Origin of the sequence: Desulfosalsimonas propionicica, from assembly GCF_013761005.1 — a bacterium.
Classification (GTDB): domain Bacteria; phylum Desulfobacterota; class Desulfobacteria; order Desulfobacterales; family Desulfosalsimonadaceae; genus Desulfosalsimonas; species Desulfosalsimonas propionicica.
The window spans coordinates 273990-291644 of the sequence record NZ_JACDUS010000004.1 but is presented as its reverse complement, the minus strand read 5'-3'; the positions used below and the strand labels follow the sequence as shown (position 1 = coordinate 291644).

Sequence of the window (17655 nt, the reverse complement as noted above, 5' to 3'; positions counted from 1 at the left end):
ACAACAATGCAAGGATTCGTAAGCAATCACCTTAGCAGGATATTTGCGGAAAGGCAACAGCCCGGCGGCTACGCGGAGGTGCCGCTTTTCATGACCTGGCCGGGCAGGGCGCGGCCGAGGATGTTTTCCAGGAGGCCGGCGGCCCTGATGAGCCCGTTAATGTCCATGCCCGTGCGTACACCCATGGCTTCAAACATGTTGGCCACGTCTTCGGTGGCCAGGTTGCCCGCTGCCATGGGAACATTGGGACATCCGCCGATGCCGCCCAGGGAAGTGTCAAACATCTCTATGCCGGCAAGATATCCGGCATAGAGATTGGCAGCGGCAAGGCCCCGGTTGTTGTGCAGATGCAGGCAGATTTGGGTGTGGGGCAGGTGGTCTTTGAAAAAGGCCACTGTTTCGGTGATCTGCTTGGGATTGGCCATGCCGGTTGTGTCGGCCAGGGTGATCCGGTCTGCTCCCTCATGGACAAAGCGCCGGGCAATGGCCAGCACTGCGGATTTGTCCACCCGGCCTTCATACGGGCAGCCAAAAGCTGTGGCAATGGCTGCGGCCACGGCCATGTTGCCGCCTGCGGCCAGCCCGGATATGGCCCCGAGATCCGCCATGGACTGCTCAATGCTGCAGCCCACGTTTTTCCGGTTGTGGGTCTCGGATGCGGAAACAAACACAATAAGCCGGTCAGCACCGGCATCTGCGGCTGCCCGGGCACCCCTGATGTTGGGCACCATGACTTCGTGGCAAAGCAGATCCCGCGGCACCCGGGCCATTAATTCCCGGGCGTCCTTGAGCTGGGGGATGGCCCTGGGGCTGACAAAGGAGGTGGTTTCCAGAAAAACCACCCCGGCCGCGGCCAGGGCCCGTATCAGGCGGAGCTTGTCTCCGGTGGCCACAAAGCCGGGCTCTGACTGGAGCCCGTCTCTTAAGGCCACTTCCCGGATGATCACATCCGGCTTGTCAGTCTGCGCCGAATGCATTTTTGTATGTTTCCCGCATACCCCGTTTCAATAGTTTTCCCGTAGGTGTTTTGGGCAGCTGGTCCACAAAAATGATTTTTTTGGGTACCTTAAACGGTGCAAGCTTTTGGCGGCAGATTTCCAGAATTTCCTCTTCACTGATGCTTTCTCCCTGTCTGGGAACCACTACGGCCGCGACAGCTTCCACCCACTTGGGATGGGGCACGCCGATGACCGCAACTTCTTCCACCCGGCTGTCTGTGTAAACGGCTTCCTCCACTTCCCTGGAGGCCACGTTTTCACCGCCGGTTTTGACCATGTCCTTTTTGCGGTCCACCACGGTAATATAGCCGTCTTCATCAAGTACTCCCAGATCACCGGAGTGAAACCATCCGCCGCGCATCACGTCATCGGTTTTTTCCATGTCCTTGAAATACATCATCATGGCATGGGGACCTTTGCCGCAGATTTCGCCGGGCCGGCCGGGTGCATGGACAATTTCTCCGTTGTCGGCTTCAAGCCGGGTTTCCATGTTGAGCCCGGCCCGGCCGGCCGACCCCAGTTTGTCCCAGGCGTCCTCGGCTTTTAAAATGGTATGATACGGTGCCAGTTCGGTCTGGCCGTAATAGTTGTAGATTTTTGTTCCGGGCAGGCGTTCGAGCAGCTCCCGGAGTACTTCCACCGGCATGATGGAGGCGCCGTAATAGAGTTTTTTCAGACTTGACAGGTCATGGCTGTCAAACTCCGGGTGGCGAAGGATGCCGATCCAGACCGTTGGCGGGGCAAAGAGCATGGTGGCCCTGTATTTCTCCACGTTTTTGAGGATCTGGCCGATATCCGGGCCCATCAGGATGTTTGTGCCGCCGATGTAAAATATGGGATTTAAAAACACGTCGCGCTGGGCGCAGTGGTAGATGGGCAGGGCGTTGATGTTGATGTCGGCGCTTTCGTAGCCGCCGTCAAAAATGCATCCCATGTACTGGGAAAGCAGGGCCTGATGGTTAATGATCACGCCCTTGGGCCGGGATTCGGTGCCGCTGGTATAGGTCATCTGACAGGGATCCTCGATGCGCAGGATGGCGTCGGGTTCGGTGTCCGGGTATTTTTGATACCAGTTGTCAAACTCCAGAAATTTTTCATCCGGCGGGTTCTGTCCTGCGCCCTGGTTGGACCAGATCAGGGTTTTGACCGTGGGCATTTCCGCGAGCACGTCTTTGACCAGTTCATAAAGGCTGTCTTCTACGATAAAAACCGTGCTTTCGCTGTGGTTGATGCAATACTGGATATCCGGGCCGCGCAGCAGGTAGTTGACGGCCAGATACACGGCCCCGGCCTTGCAGCAGCCCAGCCATGTCAGCACGTGATGCAAGGTGTTGTGGGCCAGGATCGCCACCCGGTCGTATTTTTTCACACCCAGGTCCAGAAGGGCATTGGCGGTCTGGTTGCAGGCCGCCTCCAGTTCCGTATAGGTCATTTCCCGGTCCTGGAAAATCAGGGCGGTTTTGTCCGGATGATGATAGGCGCTTCTGCGGGTCATGTCGGCAATGACCCAGCGGTTGACGCGGTTGTACCGGTTTAACAGAAATTCCACGTTATTACGGGTTAATGATTCAAATCGGGTTTTTTCGTCTTTTGGGTCTGTCTGCATTCAAGGACTCCTTGTTGATTTTTTATAAGACGGGCAGCGGTGCGGTTATTTGCGGTTCACGCATCAGCAGATTGATTCAGGGCCATCTCCCTGAGTTTGTACTTCTGGATTTTGCCTGAGGCGGTGGTGGGAAATTCATCAACAAAATAGATATAGCGCGGGATTTTGTGAAAGGAGATTCGGTCTTTGCAAAAGTTTCGGATTTCTTCGGCCGAAAGGCTGTTGCCGTTTTTCTGCCGGATAAAGGCGGCGACTTCCTCGCCGTATTTTTTATCCGTGATGCCAACGACCTGGACATCCTGGACCCCCGGATGGGTGTAGAGAAATTCCTCGATTTCCCGGGGATAAATGTTTTCCCCGCCGCGGATGATCATGTCTTTTAAGCGGCCTTGAATCGTGCAGTTGCCATGTTCGTCCATGCTGGCCAGGTCTCCGGTGTGCAGCCATCCGTCCGGGTCAATGGCTTCTTTGGTTTTATCCGGCATTTTGTAATAGCCCTTCATAATGTGATAGCCCCTGCTGCAAAGTTCCCCGGTTTCTCCTGGCGGCAGGGTCTGGCCGGTGACCGTGTCCGCGATTTTGACCTCCACGTTGGGCAGGGCCCGGCCGACGGTCTCTGTGCAGACTTTCAGGGAATCATCGCGCCGGGTCTGGGTGATGCCCGGCGAGCTTTCGGTCTGGCCGTAGACAATGGTCAGTTCCTTTGCCCCCATTTTTTCCATCACCCCTTTCATTACCTCCACCGGGCAGGTGGAGCCGGCCATGACACCGGTGCGCAGCTGAGCCGTGTCATATTCCCTGTTTTCCATGGCTTCGAGTTCAGCGATAAACATGGTGGGAACACCGTGTAATGCCGTGCATTTCAAAGCTTCAATGGTTTCGAGTACCAGTTTTGGATCAAAGCCTGTCACAGGTGCCATGGCGGCCCCGGAAACCGTGCAGCACATGGTGCCGATGACACAGCCGAAGCAGTGGAAAAAGGGAACGGGAATGCACAGGGTGTCATCGGGACCCAGGGCCATGATTTCGGCCATGCTCCGGGCGTTGCCGATCAGGTTGCGGTGGGTAAGCATAACGCCCTTGGGATAACCGGTGGTGCCGGAAGTGTACTGCATCATGATGACTTCATCAGGTTCCAGGCTTTGGGCCCGCTGGTCGAGTTCGGCATCCGGGATGCGGCTGCCCAGCTCTATCATCCGGGACCAGGTAAACATGCCGGAGATTTGATTCTTGCCCAGGTGCACGATATTTTTGAGAAAGGGCAGTTTTTGGGTTTCAAGCCTGCCGGGCTGGCAATGGTCCACCTCAGGGCAGACCCGGCGCAGGATCCGCAGGTATTCATCCGGCTCGCGCACCCCATGGGAGAGAATCAGGGTGGTGCTGTCGGATTGCTCCAAAAGATATTCAAGTTCATAAGCCCGGAAGTTTGTGTTGACCGTGACCAGCACCGCTCCGGCCATGGCGCTGCCAAACTGGGTGTAGACCCACTCTGGCAAATTGTTGGCCCACACGGCGATATGATCGCCGCGTTTGACCCCAAGTGCCATCAGGCCCTTGGCCACTTGCCGGCAAATGTCTCTGAATTCGGAAAAACTGTTTTTAAATCCATACTCATAGTAGGCAAGGGCGGTCTGGTTTTTGCGGTGTTTGGCATTGGCGTCTACGATGTCTCCGATGCGGCTCAGGGAAGCGGGAAATTCCATGGATGACATAAGTCGTCGACCTCCTGGATGGGCATTGAAGGTGGCAATTCGGATGACCGGTTTGCGTTTCAGGCAATGGATAAAAATATAAACAATGTTTTAAGAAAAATAAAGGGTAAATTAACGTTTACGTTAAAATGCAGCAGTCCCCACGGTCATGCAAAAAGGATCAGGCTTGCCGCCATCACCGCCATGCCGACAATAAGGCCGTAGATTGACAGGTGGTGCTCCCCGTATTTTTCCGCTGATGGCAGCAGTTCGTCAATGGAGATAAACACCATGATTCCGGCCACAGAGGCGAAAAGCATTCCATAGACCAAGTCATTGAAAAACGGCAGCAGGATCAGATATCCCACCAGGGCGCCCAGGGGCTCGGATAAACCTGAAAGAAACGACAGGGTAAAAGCCTTTTTCTTGCTTCCTGTTGCATAATAGACTGGCACGGAAACGGCAATGCCCTCGGGGATGTTATGGATGGCAATGGCAACGGCAATGCTCACCCCCAGGGTGGGATCGCGAAGGGCTGTGGTGAACGTGGCCAGGCCCTCCGGGAAGTTGTGTATCCCGATGGCCACGGCCGAAAGCATGCCCATGCGCAGCAGGGCGTTTTTTTCGGCCACGGCCGCCACTTCCTCGAGATCCTCCACGTTTCTGATTTCATGGGGGTTTTCAAATGAGGGAACCAGTTTATCGATCACGGCAATGAGCACAATGCCGGCAAAAAAAGCCAGGGTGGTCATCCGGTAGCCGGCTGTCTGGCCCAGAATTTCGGCCAGCGATCCCCGGGCCTTGAAAAAGATTTCAATCATGGAGACATAGATCATCACCCCGGCGGAAAATCCTAAAGCCACGGACAGAAACCGGGTGTTGGTCTGTTTGGTAAAAAAGGCCAGGGCACTGCCCACGCCCGTGGCCAGTCCGGCCAGCAGGGTCAGTCCGAATGCGAACAAGACGGGATCTGCAGGCATGAAGCTTTTTCCTTTCAGCGCTTGTCGGTTGGCTGCGGGATGTAAAGTTGATGGCGCCGTAAAAGTCCAATATCCGCGTTACGCACAATTTTTCAGAATTTCACGTACGGATAAGTACACTGCATTCTTCGAAATTGTGCAAGGCTTGATCTTGAACTGTTTACGGCACCATCTGAAATCAGACTTTTTACGGTGCCTTCAAAGTTACGGTTTTGGAAAACATAACCCGGGTGCGGTCATGATGCAAAAATGAAATACCGGCTGGTCTCATCCTATGCAAAAATCCGGAAATCGGTTTGACATTTGGGTGTATGCCAATATTATTTTTGCAATAGAACATATTGCCCTGTGTTGGAACAGGCCGTAAATATGCATTTTTTTAAAAAAAGCGATTTCCGTATATTATCCGGTAATTGGCACAAATGATGCAAAGGAGGTATTGCAAAAATGGCAAAAAATGATCCCAAACCCACGACAAACGATGCCGGCAACCCAGTAGCCAGCGACGAGTTTTCCCTGACTGTCGGCCCGGACGGGCCGATTCTGCACCAGGACCATTATCTCATGGAGCAGATGGCCAACTTCAACCGGGAGATGATTCCGGACCGTCAGCCCCATGCCAAGGGCTCAGGAGCTTTCGGGCACTTTGAGGTCACCCGGGACGTCAGCGCCTACACCAGGGCGAAGTTGTTTCAACCAGGCGCAAAAACCGACGTGCTGGCCCGGTTTTCAACTGTGGCCGGCGAGGCGGGCAGTCCTGACACCTGGCGGGATGTGCGCGGTTTTGCCCTGAAGTTTTATACCGAAGAGGGCAACTACGACATGGTGGGCAACAACACCCCGGTTTTTTTTGTGCGCGACCCGATGAAATTCCAGCATTTCATTCACTCGCAGAAGCGCCGGGCGGATTCCGGACTGCGCGATCATGACATGCAGTGGGATTTCTGGACCCTGTCGCCTGAAACCGCCCACCAGGTCACCATCCTGATGAGCGACCGCGGGGTGCCCAAAACTTACCGGCACATGAACGGCTACACGAGCCACACCTACATGTGGGTCAACGCCAAAGGCGAGCGTTTCTGGGTGAAATACCATTTTAAAACCGATCAGGGGATTGAATTTCTCACAGATGAGGAGGCCGACCGCATGGCCGGAACCGACCCGGATCTTCACCGGCGCGATTTGCATGAGGCCATCAAGCGTGGCGATCATCCGAGCTGGACCCTCAAGGTGCAGATCATGCCGTTTAAGGATGCGGAGAACTACCGGTTCAACCCGTTTGATTTGACCAAGATCTGGCCGCACAGCGATTATCCTCTCCAGGAGGTGGGGCGCCTGACACTGAACCGGAACCCGTCTGATTTTCACACAGAAATCGAGCAGGCGGCATTTGAACCCAACAGCTTTGTCCCCGGCATCGGACCGAGTCCGGACAAAATGCTGCTGGCCCGTCTGACTTCCTATTCGGACGCCCATCGGGCGCGCCTGGGCGTCAATTACAAGCAGATTCCGGTCAACCGGCCCAAAAGCCAGGTCAACAGCTACAGCAAGGGCGGCAGAATGCGCTTTGAAAATGTCTCTGATCCGGTATATGCGCCCAACTCCAAGGGCGGCCCCCAGGCCGATCCCAAACGTTACCCCGAGGATGCTGTGTGGAGCGCAAGCGGTGATTTTATCCGCGCGGCCTACACTCTTCGCAAGGATGATGACGACTTCATCCAGCCCGGCACCCTGGTGCGCGAGGTCATGGACGATGCCCAGCGTGACCGCCTGGTGTCCAATGTGGTGGGACACCTCAAAAAAGGCGTTTCAGAGCCGGTATTGGAGCGGGCCCTGGATTACTGGAGAAATATTGACAAAGACATTGGCGAGCGCATTGCCAAAGGCGTAAAACAGGGATAACCGGCCCTGGCAGGGAAAAGAAAAGAATAACCCAAACCCCGGTTTCGCAATGCATCAGAGGCAATCGGAGCGGTTTTGTTTTGACTTTCGTGCGGTAGCTGTGTTTAAAAAGGCAGGACAGCCCAAGCGTGTCCGTCAAAATTCATTACAGGAGGTCTTTACGTGCCAACGATCCTGCCGACTGCCGAACAGTTTGAAAATATCAGCGCTGTCTCTGATGACGGGGAACTGGTGATGGTCAACATGCTGCGCTTCAAACCCGAGGGGGGAGAAGCGCAGTATGACAAATATTCCCAACTCATTTACCCGATTCTTACAAAAGTCGGGGGCCGGGTACTGTATTACGGCACCGGTGTGATGACTTTTATCGGTGATGATTACTGGGATGCGGTGCTGCTGGTGCAGTATCCGTCGCGCTCGGCATTCGTCCAGATGGTCACGGACCCGGAATACCTGGAGGCGACCAAGTACAGAACCGAGGGACTGATCGACTCCCGGCTTTACGTGACCCGGCCGCGCTGGATGGGTTAGGTCAGGGCCGCAGCTTCAAAAACAGGGCCGTGCTTGCATACATGCTGGTAGCCTTCACTGTTTTCGCTGGTTTGGATTGCACAGCCCATGCAAACCCCCAGGCCGCAGGCCATAAGGGTTTCAATGGAAAGCTCGCAGGCGATGTTGGCCGACCGGGCGATTTTTCCAACAGCCATAAGCATTCCGTGGGGCCCGCATGCATAGATCATGGCCGGAGCGGCGGTTTTGAGCCAGGTTTCCAGGGGTGTGGTGACCAGCCCGTGGAAATCCAGGCTGCCGTCCTCCGTGGCGGTTTTTGTCCACACCCCCATGTGTTCAAACCGGTCTTTGCACAAAATATCGCTTTTGCTTTGTCCGCCCAAAAACACGGTGATCAGATCCGGATCCATTCCTGCCAGTTTTAATTGCCATACCAGAAAAACGAGCGGGGCCACACCGATGCCGCCGCCCACAACAGCTGCGGGCCTGGTGTGAGCAGACACGGTAAACCCATGGCCGAGCGGACCCAGAAGATCCAGGCGGCTGCCAGCGGGCTGCCGGCTCAGTTTTGACGTAAATCCTCCCACCACCCGGTAAAGAATCTCGATTTCCGGGATCCCGTTTGAGCCGATGCTGACCTGATGGATGGAAAAGGGCCGCCGCAAAAGCGGCTCTGTTTGGTCCAAAAGTCTGAGGGTGACAAACTGTCCGGCTCCGGCACTGGCGTAATGGGCACCGCATCTGGCCCGCAGCCGGAAATAGCCATCTGAAATCCTTTTGTTCTCCGTTAGTTCAATGGTTTCCTGCGCCACCCGTCCGCCGGTATTTTCACTCATATTGCGTCCTGTTTTCTTCTTTTTTCAGACCAATGACCGCAGCCATGCGCCTGGTTGCTTTTTCCCCCCGAAAAGAGAAAAACAGGCGGGGATTGCATCGGGTGCAGATATGGGAAAGCTCAATTTGTGATTCCCGGACCCCCGCGGCACGGAGCTGATCCGTGCTGATCTGCCAGAAATCAAATCGGTGCTGATCATCCTTGTATTTCCAGAATTTTTCCGGAATTTCGGTTTCATAGTGGACAAATTCCGCGCAGCACGGACCCAGCGACGGGCCGATGCCGGCGACCAGATCTGCGGGGTCTGTGCCGAACCTTTGCTTCATGGTTTGGATGCACTGGCCGATAATATCGGCAACGCTTCCGCGCCAGCCCGAATGAATGGCGGCTGCCGCGCGGCGAACCGGATCATGGAGCAAAACGGCCTGGCAGTCTGCTGTGCGAACGCTCAGACCGGCCCCGGCCAGGCCGGAGATGATTGCATCGGCTTTCGGGGGGGTTGCCACGGCTTCATGGAAATCTGCCGGGGAAGAAATAACCGATACTGTTGTGCCGTGGATCTGGCTGAGAAAAACCAGATCATCGGCCCCCGTACACCGGGCGGCCCGGGTACGGTTTTGACGGGTGCTGTCTTCTGTGCTGAAATCCGTTTCTGCCGGAACTGTCTGTGACCGGTGGTCCAGGCGTGTAAAAAATGCGTGAAACACCCCCGGACAGGCGGAAAGATTTGAAAAACAGCCATATGTCAGGCCCTGGTGCCGCGTGAAAAACATGGGGTTTTCTTTTTTTGTTTAAGCCGGCGGATATGCAGCCGGCACGCGTTGGGCAACCGGGCAGAACCGGGTGCGCAGGTTGTCAATTATGGAAAAATCCAGTTCAGCGCAAACATGTGCCGGAATTTGTCCGGCGTCGGCCAGAATGGCACCGTCCGGAGCGATGATCCGGGAATGGCCGTTGAACCCGGAGTCTGCATCCGCTCCGCACCTGTTGGCGGCCACCACAAATATTTGGTTTTCAATGGCCCGGGCCATGAGCAGGGCATCCCAGTGATCAATGCGCACGGCCGGCCACTGGGCGCAGACCACGATCATGCGCGCCCCGCCTGCGGCCAGGTGCACGCCCATTTCCGCAAACCGCAGATCATAGCAGATCATGCATCCAGCCGGTATTCCATGGCAATTCAATATCACGCTTTGCCGGCCCGGGGCAAACCATTTGTCCTCGTTCAGCAGGGGGAACAAATGGATTTTGCGGTAGGCTCCAGCAACCGGCCCGGTGGTGTTGATGACAAACATGGTATTGTATACACGGCCGTTTGCTTCCTCCGGAAGGGAGCCCGCAATGACCGCGTCATACGCCTTTGCCAGACCGGAAAGAAATCCGGTAATCTCCGGGGTTTTTCGGGCATGCGCCGCTATTTTTTCCCCGTCATAGCCGCAGGACCACAGCTCGGGCAGCACCACCAGCTGTGCCCCGCTTTTGCAGGCGTTTTCAGCGGCGGCCAGGCCGGTTGAAACGTTTTTGTCCACATCGCCCACAGCAATCTCAAACTGGCATACCGCAGCTTTCAGCCGCGCTCCGGATGGGCTTGCAGGGTAATGGATCATGGCTGTTTTTCCCTGTATTGCGCTCAGTTTAGGCTTTGGGTTGAAATGTTTACAGGGCCCGGGCCAGGGTAATCACGCTGACCCCGGCCGCTCCGGCCCGGTACAGGGCTTTTGCGCATTCGTCTATGGTTGCGCCGGTGGTCATCACGTCATCGATCAAAAGCAGGCGGCGGCCCTTGCAAAACCCGGGCTCAGAGACATCAAAAGCGCCTTGGATGTTTTTTTTCCTTGCCTTTCGGTCCAGGCCGGTCTGGGGACGGGTGTGGGCTTTGCGGCAGAGGGCCCGGTCATGGCAAATAATTTTCCAGTTTTGCAAATGGCCCAGTTCTGCAGCCATTTCGGGCCAGTGCCGGATCATCAGAAGCGCCTGGTTGTAGCCTCGCTGCCGCATGCGCCTGGCGTGCAGGGGCACGGCCATGACCGCGTCGATTTCCTCTGGATCAAAATGCCGGATAAATTCTTCATAAAGCAGCCGGCCCAATGGCTTTGCCAGGCAAGTGCGGCTGTTGTACTTATAGGAATGAATCAGTGCAAGTACGGCGCCGTCATAAACCAGTGCCGAGCGGGCCTTTGAAAAACTGCGCTTTTCTGTGATGCACCGGCCGCACATGTGATCCCCATCCTGCCGGCTTTTTAGCGGCCGGCCGCAGCAGGGGCATATGGGGGAGTCCACAATGGGGATATCGGCCAGGCAATCGGGGCACAGGACCGGTTCCAGCACCCGGCGGGCAAAGTCGCGCTTGTCGGCCTGTACCGTCGGATCCCGCCCGCTTCCCGTTTGTATGGGGCGCTCCGGCATAAATCGGCCGCAACCGTGGCAGATTTCCGGGAAAACCGCGTTGATCAGGGCCCGGCCAATGCGGGCCCGAAGGTCAGCATTTTTCCGGGTAGCTGCAGATGTTTTCCACAATGGCCTCTCCAAACTCTGAGCAGCAGAGCTTGCAGCTGCCTTTAATCTGACGGGCCAGGTCATAGGTGACTTTTCCGTTTTTAACGGTTTCAGCCAGGCAGCTGCGGATGCGGTCGGCAGCTTCTGTCCATCCCATGTGATCGAGCATCATGGCCCCGGATAAAATCAATGAGCTGGGATTGACCTTGTTGCGGCCGGCATACTTGGGGGCGGTGCCGTGGGTGGCTTCAAATACTGCGCACTGGTCTCCGATATTGGCCCCGGGTGCCATGCCCAGTCCGCCCACCTGTGCGGCCAGGGCGTCGGAGATATAATCGCCGTTTAAGTTGGGCGTGGCAATGACCCCGAATTCTTCGGGGCGCAGAAGCACCTGCTGAAACAGCATGTCCGCGATTCGGTCCTTGATCACGATTTTGCCTTCCGGTGCGGTGCCGTTGTATTTTTCGTACACCTCATCTTCGGTGACGGTGATATCCCCGAATTGTTCCCGGGCGGCTTCATAGCCCCAAGTGGCAAAGGCGCCTTCTGTGTACTTCATGATATTGCCCTTGTGCATCAATGTCACGCTCGGATACCCGTTGTCTCTTGCATAGACAATGGCGCTGGCCATCAGGCGCTTGGTGTTTTTTGCACTCATGGGCTTGATTCCGATGCCGGCGCCCGCGGCAATGGTTGCATTCATCTCGTCTTTTAAAAACGAGATGAGTTTTTCCGCCTCCGGGCTCCCGGCCTGAAATTCCACGCCGGCATACAGGTCCTCGGTGTTTTCCCGAAACACCACCATATTGATGTTCTCCGGATGTTTCATGGGGCTGGGCACCCCGGGGACGTATTTGACCGGCCGCACGCAGGCATACAGGTCCAGCACCTGGCGGATGGTCACGTTTAAGCTGCGCATGCCTTTTCCCACAGGTGTGGTCAAAGGGCCCTTTATGGCCACCACGTGCTGACGGATGGCTTCCAGGGATTGTTCCGGAAGCCATTGGCCGGTCTTCTGATATCCTTTTTCACCGGCGTTGATCTCCTTCCACTCGATTTTGCGATCTCCCTTGTATGCGTATTCAACAGCTGCATCAAGGACAGGTTGAGTGGCGCGCCAGATGTCGGGTCCGATTCCGTCGCCTTCGATAAAGGGGATGATGACATGGCCGGGAACGGAAAGCTTTCCGTTTTTATCAATGGTGATGGACTCTGCTGTACTCATGGTATGCGGATCCTTTCCTGTAAAAAAAAAGAAATCAACGGGTTTTTGCATTATTTTTTTTCAAGGCGGCCGTGCGACGCTGGCGCATTGCCTCGTAGACGGCCATGCCGCCGGCCACGGACGCATTGAGTGAATTGACCGGCCCGGATTGGGCAATGGCGCACAGAAAATCGCACCGGCGCTTAACCAGGGGGCGGATGCCCGTGTCTTCCCCGCCGATGATAAGGGCGCATTTTCCGGTCATATCGGTTTCGGCAATGGATTGGTGCGCCATATGATCCAAACCGATAATCCAGAATCCGTTTTTTTTCAAGTCTTTCATGTAATTGGCCAGGTTGGTGACCACGCAGATACGGGCATGCTCCATGGCGCCGGCAGAAGCCCGGGATGCAGCAGGCCCGGGGCCGGCAGAGCGGTCCCGGGAGATGATGACAGCATCTGCGCCCATGCAAACGGCCGTGCGGACCAGGGCGCCGAAGTTCTGCGGGTCCACCACACTGTCGATCACCAGCAAAAAGGTATCAGGCCCGATTCCGGATTCTGGTTCCAGTAGCCGTGATCCGGCCGTTGTGGGAAGCAAGCTGACCCGGGCGGCAATATCCTGGTGATAATCACTCCGGCTGAGTTTGTTTAGCTGGTCCCGGCTGACCGCCTCCACGTAAATGTCGGTTTTCCGGATTTTTTCCGCAAGCTTGTTGACCCGCTTACCGGGATTTTCCCGGCTGATGTAGACCCGCGAGACCTTTCTCCGGCCGGCTTTTAAAGCCTCTGTCACCGGGTGAATTCCATAGATGATTTCGTCTTTTGTCCTATGATCGGGTTTCACAATTCGGGTCCGGAGTCAGGGTTGAAATGGCAGCCAACGGGCTGACGGTTGTTTTCAATAACGGTCAGCAGTTCCTGTGCAGCCCGCTCGATCCGGTCATTGACAATAATATAATGGTATTCATGGCGGCATGCCATTTCCTCAGCGGCTGCTCGCAATCGTTTTTCAATGGTCTGCTCATCATCGCTGCCCCTTTTTTCCAGGCGCTTTCGCAAATCGTCCAAAGACGGGGGCATGATAAAAATGGTAACACTTCCGGTAAATCGTTCAACGATCTGGCGCGCGCCCCTGACATCAATGTCTAACAAAACATCATAGCCGGCACCCAGGTCCCGGTCCAGATCGTCTGCGCTGGTACCGTAATAATTGTCATGGACCCTGGCCCATTCCGCCCACCGATTTTCCCTGATCATCTGCTCGAATGATGCTGCGGAGATGAAATGGTAGTCCTTACCATCGGTTTCCCCAGCCCTGGGCGGGCGGGTGGTGTAGGAGACGGAGAAGACAATCCTTTCCAGCTGCGGCAGGATGCGGCGGCACAGGGTGGTTTTGCCGGTACCCGAGGGGGCGGATAAGACAAAGAGACGTCCGGTTCTATGGCGGCCGGATGTATTTTTGTCCATATCGGTCATTTTTCGGTTAACCCTTGCCGGCCTGCTTGTCCCGCTGTTTTTCCTTCAGCATTGCAAACCGCTGGGAAATGGTTTCCGCCTGCATGGCTGAAAGAATGATATGGTTGGTTTTGGTAATGATGATCGAACGGGTACGCCGTCCGTGTGTTGCGTCAATTAAGCGGTTCTGCTCCCTGGCATCATCTCTGAGCCGTTTCATGGGCGCGGAGTTGGGGGACAGGATGGCAATGACTTCTTCGGCGACAATGGATCCGCCGAAGCCGATGTTTAGCAAATTGTAGTCCATGGGCTCTCCTGGGACGGGTTGGGTTAAAAGTCAATATTATTCGATGTTCTGGACCTGCTCCCGGAGCTTTTCCAGTTCGGTTTTCACGGAAACAACAATATGGGAAATATCCGCGCTGCCGGCTTTCACCCCCATGGTGTTGACTTCCCGGTTCAACTCCTGCAATAAAAAATTCAGCGGTTTTCCAGCAGGTGCATCCGCTTCCATGATTTGCCAAAACTGCCGGATATGGCTTGCCGCGCGGGTCAATTCCTCGGAAATATCGCTTTTGTCCGCCAGAATAGCGGCTTCCTGGGCAATGCGCGTGGGGTCGATTTCCACCTGGTCTCCGGTCAGTTCCCGGACACGGGCCTGAATTCTCTGGTGGCTGGCTTCTACCAAGCCCTGGCGCAGATTGTCAATGCGCTCAATGCTGTTTTTGATAAATGCAAGGCGCGCTTCCAGGTCCCGGGCCGTGGCCTGTCCCTCATCTGTGCGCATGGCCTCAAAGGCTTCCAGGGCCTTTTGCACGGCCTGCTCCATGGTCCGGGACAGGGTTTCTGCATCCGCCTGATTTTCCACGGTTTCAATAATGCCGGAGACCCCCGCCAAGTGGGAGATGCCAATGGGCTCTGTGATGCCAAAGCGTTTTTTGAGCTCATTTAAAGCCGCGTAATAGGCGTCTGACAGTTGCGGGTTGACCGCGAAATTCCAGCAGGTCTGTTCATCGGTCCGGATTTGAATGCGGATTTCAATACGGCCCCGGCTGATGCAACGGCCAACCGCCTGCCTGACCATATCTTCAAGCCAGCCGTAGGAAGAGGGCAGCTTCACGGCCAAATCCAGGTAACGGCTGTTGTAGCCGCGCATTTCCAGGGTGACGGTGATGTTGTCCCGGCTGTGTTCGATGCCGGCAAATGCGGTCATGCTTTTAATCATCGGCCTGCGCTGCTGCCTCCTTTATGTCAAAAACATACTTGCGGCGCACCTGGTGGAGAAATTCCGTCATTTCCCCGGCTGCGTAATCCGGATAGGTCCAGGGCAGGGTTTGGAAATCGCCCTTTTGGTAAATCAGGGTCAAATCCGCATAAATGCCTTCGCCGATATAAATCCGGTGGGAAAAATTTTTTCCGGTGGCCAGTACGAAGCGTTCCCGCAGCAGATATCCCGGGTCAATATTGACCCGGCGCTTGTCATTATCTGCAAATTCGGCTTCAATCGCATTGGTGGTATGTTTGATTTGCGACAGCGCATCCTGGCTTATCATGTTTTGAAATGCAAGCATACGCCGAAACAGCCCGCTTCCCATTTCCCGTTCGTAATACCGGGTGTAGTCAAAGGCGAGCCACCGGCTGATCATGTCCGCAGGCCCGAAGGCCTCAGAAAGCCGCAAGGCAACGGGTATGATCAATTCTTTGTCCGCCATAAAGGCACCGATGACAAGCTTTGCGGGTGCGGGCGCAGATGGCTGGCTCATGGAAAATACTGCCTGCTGCCGTGGTTTGTATTCGGATTCAGGCGATTAATCGTCAATTAACCGGGCCTCGTCAATGAGCATCACCGGAATATCGTCCCGGATTTCAAATTCAAGCCTGCAGCTGTCACAGATCAGGGCATCGCCGCGGTTGTTGAGATAGATGGCCCCCTTGCATTGGGGGCATACCAGAATTTCCAGCAATTCCTGGCTGATGGCCATGGGTATGGTCTCCTGTGTGTTTTGGGCTGTTTGCGTATAAACCATTTTTCTATACCAGAGGCGCCCGGGTGATGCAAAAGGAAATTCCGTGCATATCATTTGCTTCAGTTGAATCGGCAGTGAATTTGTAATGTTAAAAATCCTTGACGACCGTTTCAAGCATCGATACTTAGGGTTTTAAGCCATGCGACCGGCAGGCGGTATAACAGGAATTGGCAAACGGGCGCTGATCATGCCCGGGGGGAGAAGTGCAATGTTTCTGCAAAACAATGAAATCCGGGATCTTCTCAATCAGGTGGCGGATCTGCTGGAGATCCGGGACGACAATCCGTTCCGGGTGCGGGCCTACAGGGAAGCGGCCCGGGTCATCGAGCAGATGACCGAGCCTGTGGCCTCCCTGGTCAAGGCCAACAAAGATCTGAGCCAGTACCGTGGCATCGGCCGGGATCTGGCTGCAAAGATCCGGGAAATAGTTGAAACCGGGGGGCTTGAGCAGCTGCGCCGGCTTCGCCAGGAACTGCCCGTGTCCCTGCTGGACTTGATGCAGGTGCCTTCTCTCGGACCCAAAAAAACCGCCCAGCTTTACAAGCACCTGGGCGTGGCCAGTCTCGAAGATCTGGAACGGGCCGCCCGGCGCGGACAGATTGCTGATTTAAGCGGTTTCGGGGAAAAAAGCCAGCAGCACATTATTGAATCCCTGGGCCGGGTGAAAAAATCCGGTGAAAAACGTCTGCTCTGGAGCGATGCGGCCGTCCATGCCCGGGCTCTGGAAGAGTATCTCATGGATATCGAAGGTGTGCGCCGGGTCAGGGTGGCCGGCAGCTTCCGCAGGGGAGAGGAAACCGTGGGAGATCTCGATGTTCTGGTCACCTGTGGCCGGGATCGGGAAAAGGATGTCATGGAAGCCTTTGTTTCCTTTGAAGGGGTGAAAAACATTTTGTCTCACGGCAAAACCAAAAGCAGCGTGATCCTGCGTCCGGGACTTCAGGTTGATTTGCGCATCGTGGCCCAGGTCAGCTACGGGGCGGCCCTGCATTATTTTACCGGTTCCAGGGCCCATAATATCGCCGTTCGCAAACTGGCCCAGGACAAGGGCTACAAGATCAACGAATACGGGGTGTACCAGGGAGAAAAGCGGGTTGCCGGAAAAACTGAAAAAGAAGTTTATGCCTCAGTGGGTTTGACTTATATCCCGCCGGAACTTCGGGAAAATATGGGTGAAATTCAAGCCGCTGCAGACAACCGCCTGCCTGCCCTTCTCAAAAGAAGCGACATCCGGGGAGACCTGCACTGCCACACCCGCCGCACAGACGGCCACGGAAGCCTTGAGGAAATGGCCCATGGGGCCATTGCCATGGGATATCAATACCTGGCCGTTACCGAGCATTCCCAGAAGGTGGCCATGGCCGGTGGGCTTAATGAAAAGCAGGTCCTCCAGTACATGAAGAAAATCGATGCCATTAATGAAAAATTTTCCGGCTTCCGGCTGCTAAAGGGAATGGAAGTTGATATTCTGGCCGACGGACGCCTGGACCTGGCCGATTCCGTGCTGGCCCAACTGGATCTGGTGGTTTGTTCGGTGCACTACCAGCAGCGCATGGATGAAAAAAAACAGACCGAACGGATCATCCGGGCCATGGACAATCCCTATTGTCATATCCTGGGCCATCCCACAGCCCGGCTCATCAATACGCGGGATCCAATGGAAATTGACCTGGAAAAGATCATCCTGGCGGCAAAAGACCGGGGCGTGATCCTGGAGTTAAACGCCCAGCCGGATCGGCTGGATTTGCCCAGTTCCTACTGCAAGATGGCTGCAGAATCCGGGGTGCGCATAGCGGTTTCCACGGATGCCCACAGCGTGGAAAATCTCGAATTGATGGAAAACGGTATTGCTGCGGCGCGCCGGGGATGGCTGACCCGCAATGATGTGGTCAACACCCGGTCCCTTTCAGAATTGCTGCGCCTTTTGCGGCGTCCATAAACCGCCCCT

Annotated in this window: 18 protein-coding genes; 3 read left to right on the top strand and 15 right to left on the bottom strand. The window is 55.4% G+C overall.

The genetic code is table 11. The features are described from left to right. Positions 1-68: 68 nt before the first annotated feature. The 4 genes from HNR65_RS09610 to zupT all read right to left on the bottom strand — a co-directional run bounded on the left by HNR65_RS09610 (position 69) and on the right by zupT (position 5275). Positions 69-977 (bottom strand): hydroxymethylglutaryl-CoA lyase, encoded by a 909-nt coding sequence (locus HNR65_RS09610; RefSeq protein WP_181551268.1) that lies wholly within the window; start codon positions 975-977, stop codon positions 69-71. Next, a complete protein-coding gene (locus HNR65_RS09605) occupies positions 958-2604 on the bottom strand; it encodes an acyl-CoA synthetase (RefSeq protein ID WP_181551267.1) in 1647 nt (548 codons plus the stop codon). The genes HNR65_RS09610 and HNR65_RS09605 overlap by 20 nt, the downstream gene beginning before the upstream one ends. Positions 2605-2660: 56 nt before the next feature. After that, a complete protein-coding gene (locus HNR65_RS09600) occupies positions 2661-4316 on the bottom strand; it encodes an AMP-binding protein (protein WP_220128340.1) in 1656 nt (551 codons plus the stop codon). Between the two features lie 146 nt (positions 4317-4462). Next, positions 4463-5275, bottom strand: a complete 813-nt coding sequence (gene zupT, locus HNR65_RS09595; RefSeq protein ID WP_181551266.1) for a zinc transporter ZupT — start codon at positions 5273-5275, stop codon at positions 4463-4465. Positions 5276-5722: 447 nt separating this feature from the next. On the opposite strand from zupT, the gene HNR65_RS09590 reads away from it, so the two are divergent. Both HNR65_RS09590 and HNR65_RS09585 read left to right on the top strand, forming a co-directional pair. After that, positions 5723-7177 carry a catalase gene (locus HNR65_RS09590; protein WP_181551265.1) on the top strand — a complete coding sequence of 485 codons (1455 nt, stop codon included), beginning with the start codon at positions 5723-5725 and terminating at the stop codon, positions 7175-7177. A 162-nt stretch (positions 7178-7339) separates the two neighbouring features. Continuing rightward, positions 7340-7708, top strand: a complete 369-nt coding sequence (locus HNR65_RS09585; RefSeq protein ID WP_220128339.1) for a DUF1330 domain-containing protein — start codon at positions 7340-7342, stop codon at positions 7706-7708. Here HNR65_RS09585 and HNR65_RS09580 read toward each other — a convergent pair. The 11 genes from HNR65_RS09580 to HNR65_RS09530 are packed head-to-tail and all read right to left on the bottom strand — an operon-like array spanning position 7705 to position 15662. Next, a complete protein-coding gene (locus HNR65_RS09580) occupies positions 7705-8523 on the bottom strand; it encodes a dihydroorotate dehydrogenase electron transfer subunit (RefSeq protein ID WP_181551264.1) in 819 nt (272 codons plus the stop codon). The two genes, HNR65_RS09585 and HNR65_RS09580, sit on opposite strands and share 4 nt — an antisense overlap. Further along, entirely contained in the window at positions 8516-9295 is a 780-nt protein-coding gene (gene pgeF / locus HNR65_RS09575) for a peptidoglycan editing factor PgeF (RefSeq protein ID WP_181551263.1), read from the bottom strand. The genes HNR65_RS09580 and pgeF overlap by 8 nt, the downstream gene beginning before the upstream one ends. Before the next feature lie 18 nt (positions 9296-9313). Then, positions 9314-10129, bottom strand: coding sequence for a carbon-nitrogen family hydrolase (locus HNR65_RS09570; RefSeq protein WP_181551262.1), 816 nt, complete (start codon positions 10127-10129; stop codon positions 9314-9316). A gap of 49 nt (positions 10130-10178) precedes the next feature. Beyond that, positions 10179-11039, bottom strand: a complete 861-nt coding sequence (locus HNR65_RS09565) for a ComFC family protein (protein WP_181551261.1) — start codon at positions 11037-11039, stop codon at positions 10179-10181. Then, positions 11002-12243, bottom strand: coding sequence for an isocitrate dehydrogenase (NADP(+)) (icd, locus tag HNR65_RS09560; RefSeq protein ID WP_181551260.1), 1242 nt, complete (start codon positions 12241-12243; stop codon positions 11002-11004). Before icd ends, HNR65_RS09565 begins: the two co-directional genes overlap by 38 nt. A gap of 34 nt (positions 12244-12277) precedes the next feature. Then, positions 12278-13069, bottom strand: a complete 792-nt coding sequence (gene rlmB / locus HNR65_RS09555; RefSeq protein ID WP_181551259.1) for a 23S rRNA (guanosine(2251)-2'-O)-methyltransferase RlmB — start codon at positions 13067-13069, stop codon at positions 12278-12280. Then, on the bottom strand, positions 13066-13701 hold the full coding sequence (gene gmk / locus HNR65_RS09550; protein WP_181551258.1) for a guanylate kinase: 636 nt from the start codon (positions 13699-13701) through the stop codon (positions 13066-13068). Before gmk ends, rlmB begins: the two co-directional genes overlap by 4 nt. Positions 13702-13708: 7 nt before the next feature. Further along, positions 13709-13987: a DUF370 domain-containing protein gene (locus tag HNR65_RS09545; RefSeq protein ID WP_181551257.1), complete on the bottom strand. Its 279-nt coding sequence runs from the start codon at positions 13985-13987 to the stop codon at positions 13709-13711. 36 nt (positions 13988-14023) lie between these two features. Then, complete coding sequence (locus HNR65_RS09540; RefSeq protein ID WP_181551256.1) at positions 14024-14905, bottom strand: YicC/YloC family endoribonuclease; 882 nt, start codon at positions 14903-14905, stop codon at positions 14024-14026. Beyond that, positions 14898-15443, bottom strand: a complete 546-nt coding sequence (locus HNR65_RS09535) for a DUF4416 family protein (RefSeq protein WP_181551255.1) — start codon at positions 15441-15443, stop codon at positions 14898-14900. The genes HNR65_RS09540 and HNR65_RS09535 overlap by 8 nt, the downstream gene beginning before the upstream one ends. Before the next feature lie 45 nt (positions 15444-15488). Beyond that, positions 15489-15662: a Trm112 family protein gene (locus HNR65_RS09530; protein ID WP_181551254.1), complete on the bottom strand. Its 174-nt coding sequence runs from the start codon at positions 15660-15662 to the stop codon at positions 15489-15491. A gap of 253 nt (positions 15663-15915) precedes the next feature. Between HNR65_RS09530 and polX the strand changes: the two genes are divergently transcribed. Beyond that, positions 15916-17646, top strand: coding sequence for a DNA polymerase/3'-5' exonuclease PolX (gene polX / locus HNR65_RS09525; protein WP_181551253.1), 1731 nt, complete (start codon positions 15916-15918; stop codon positions 17644-17646). Positions 17647-17655 lie beyond the last annotated feature (9 nt).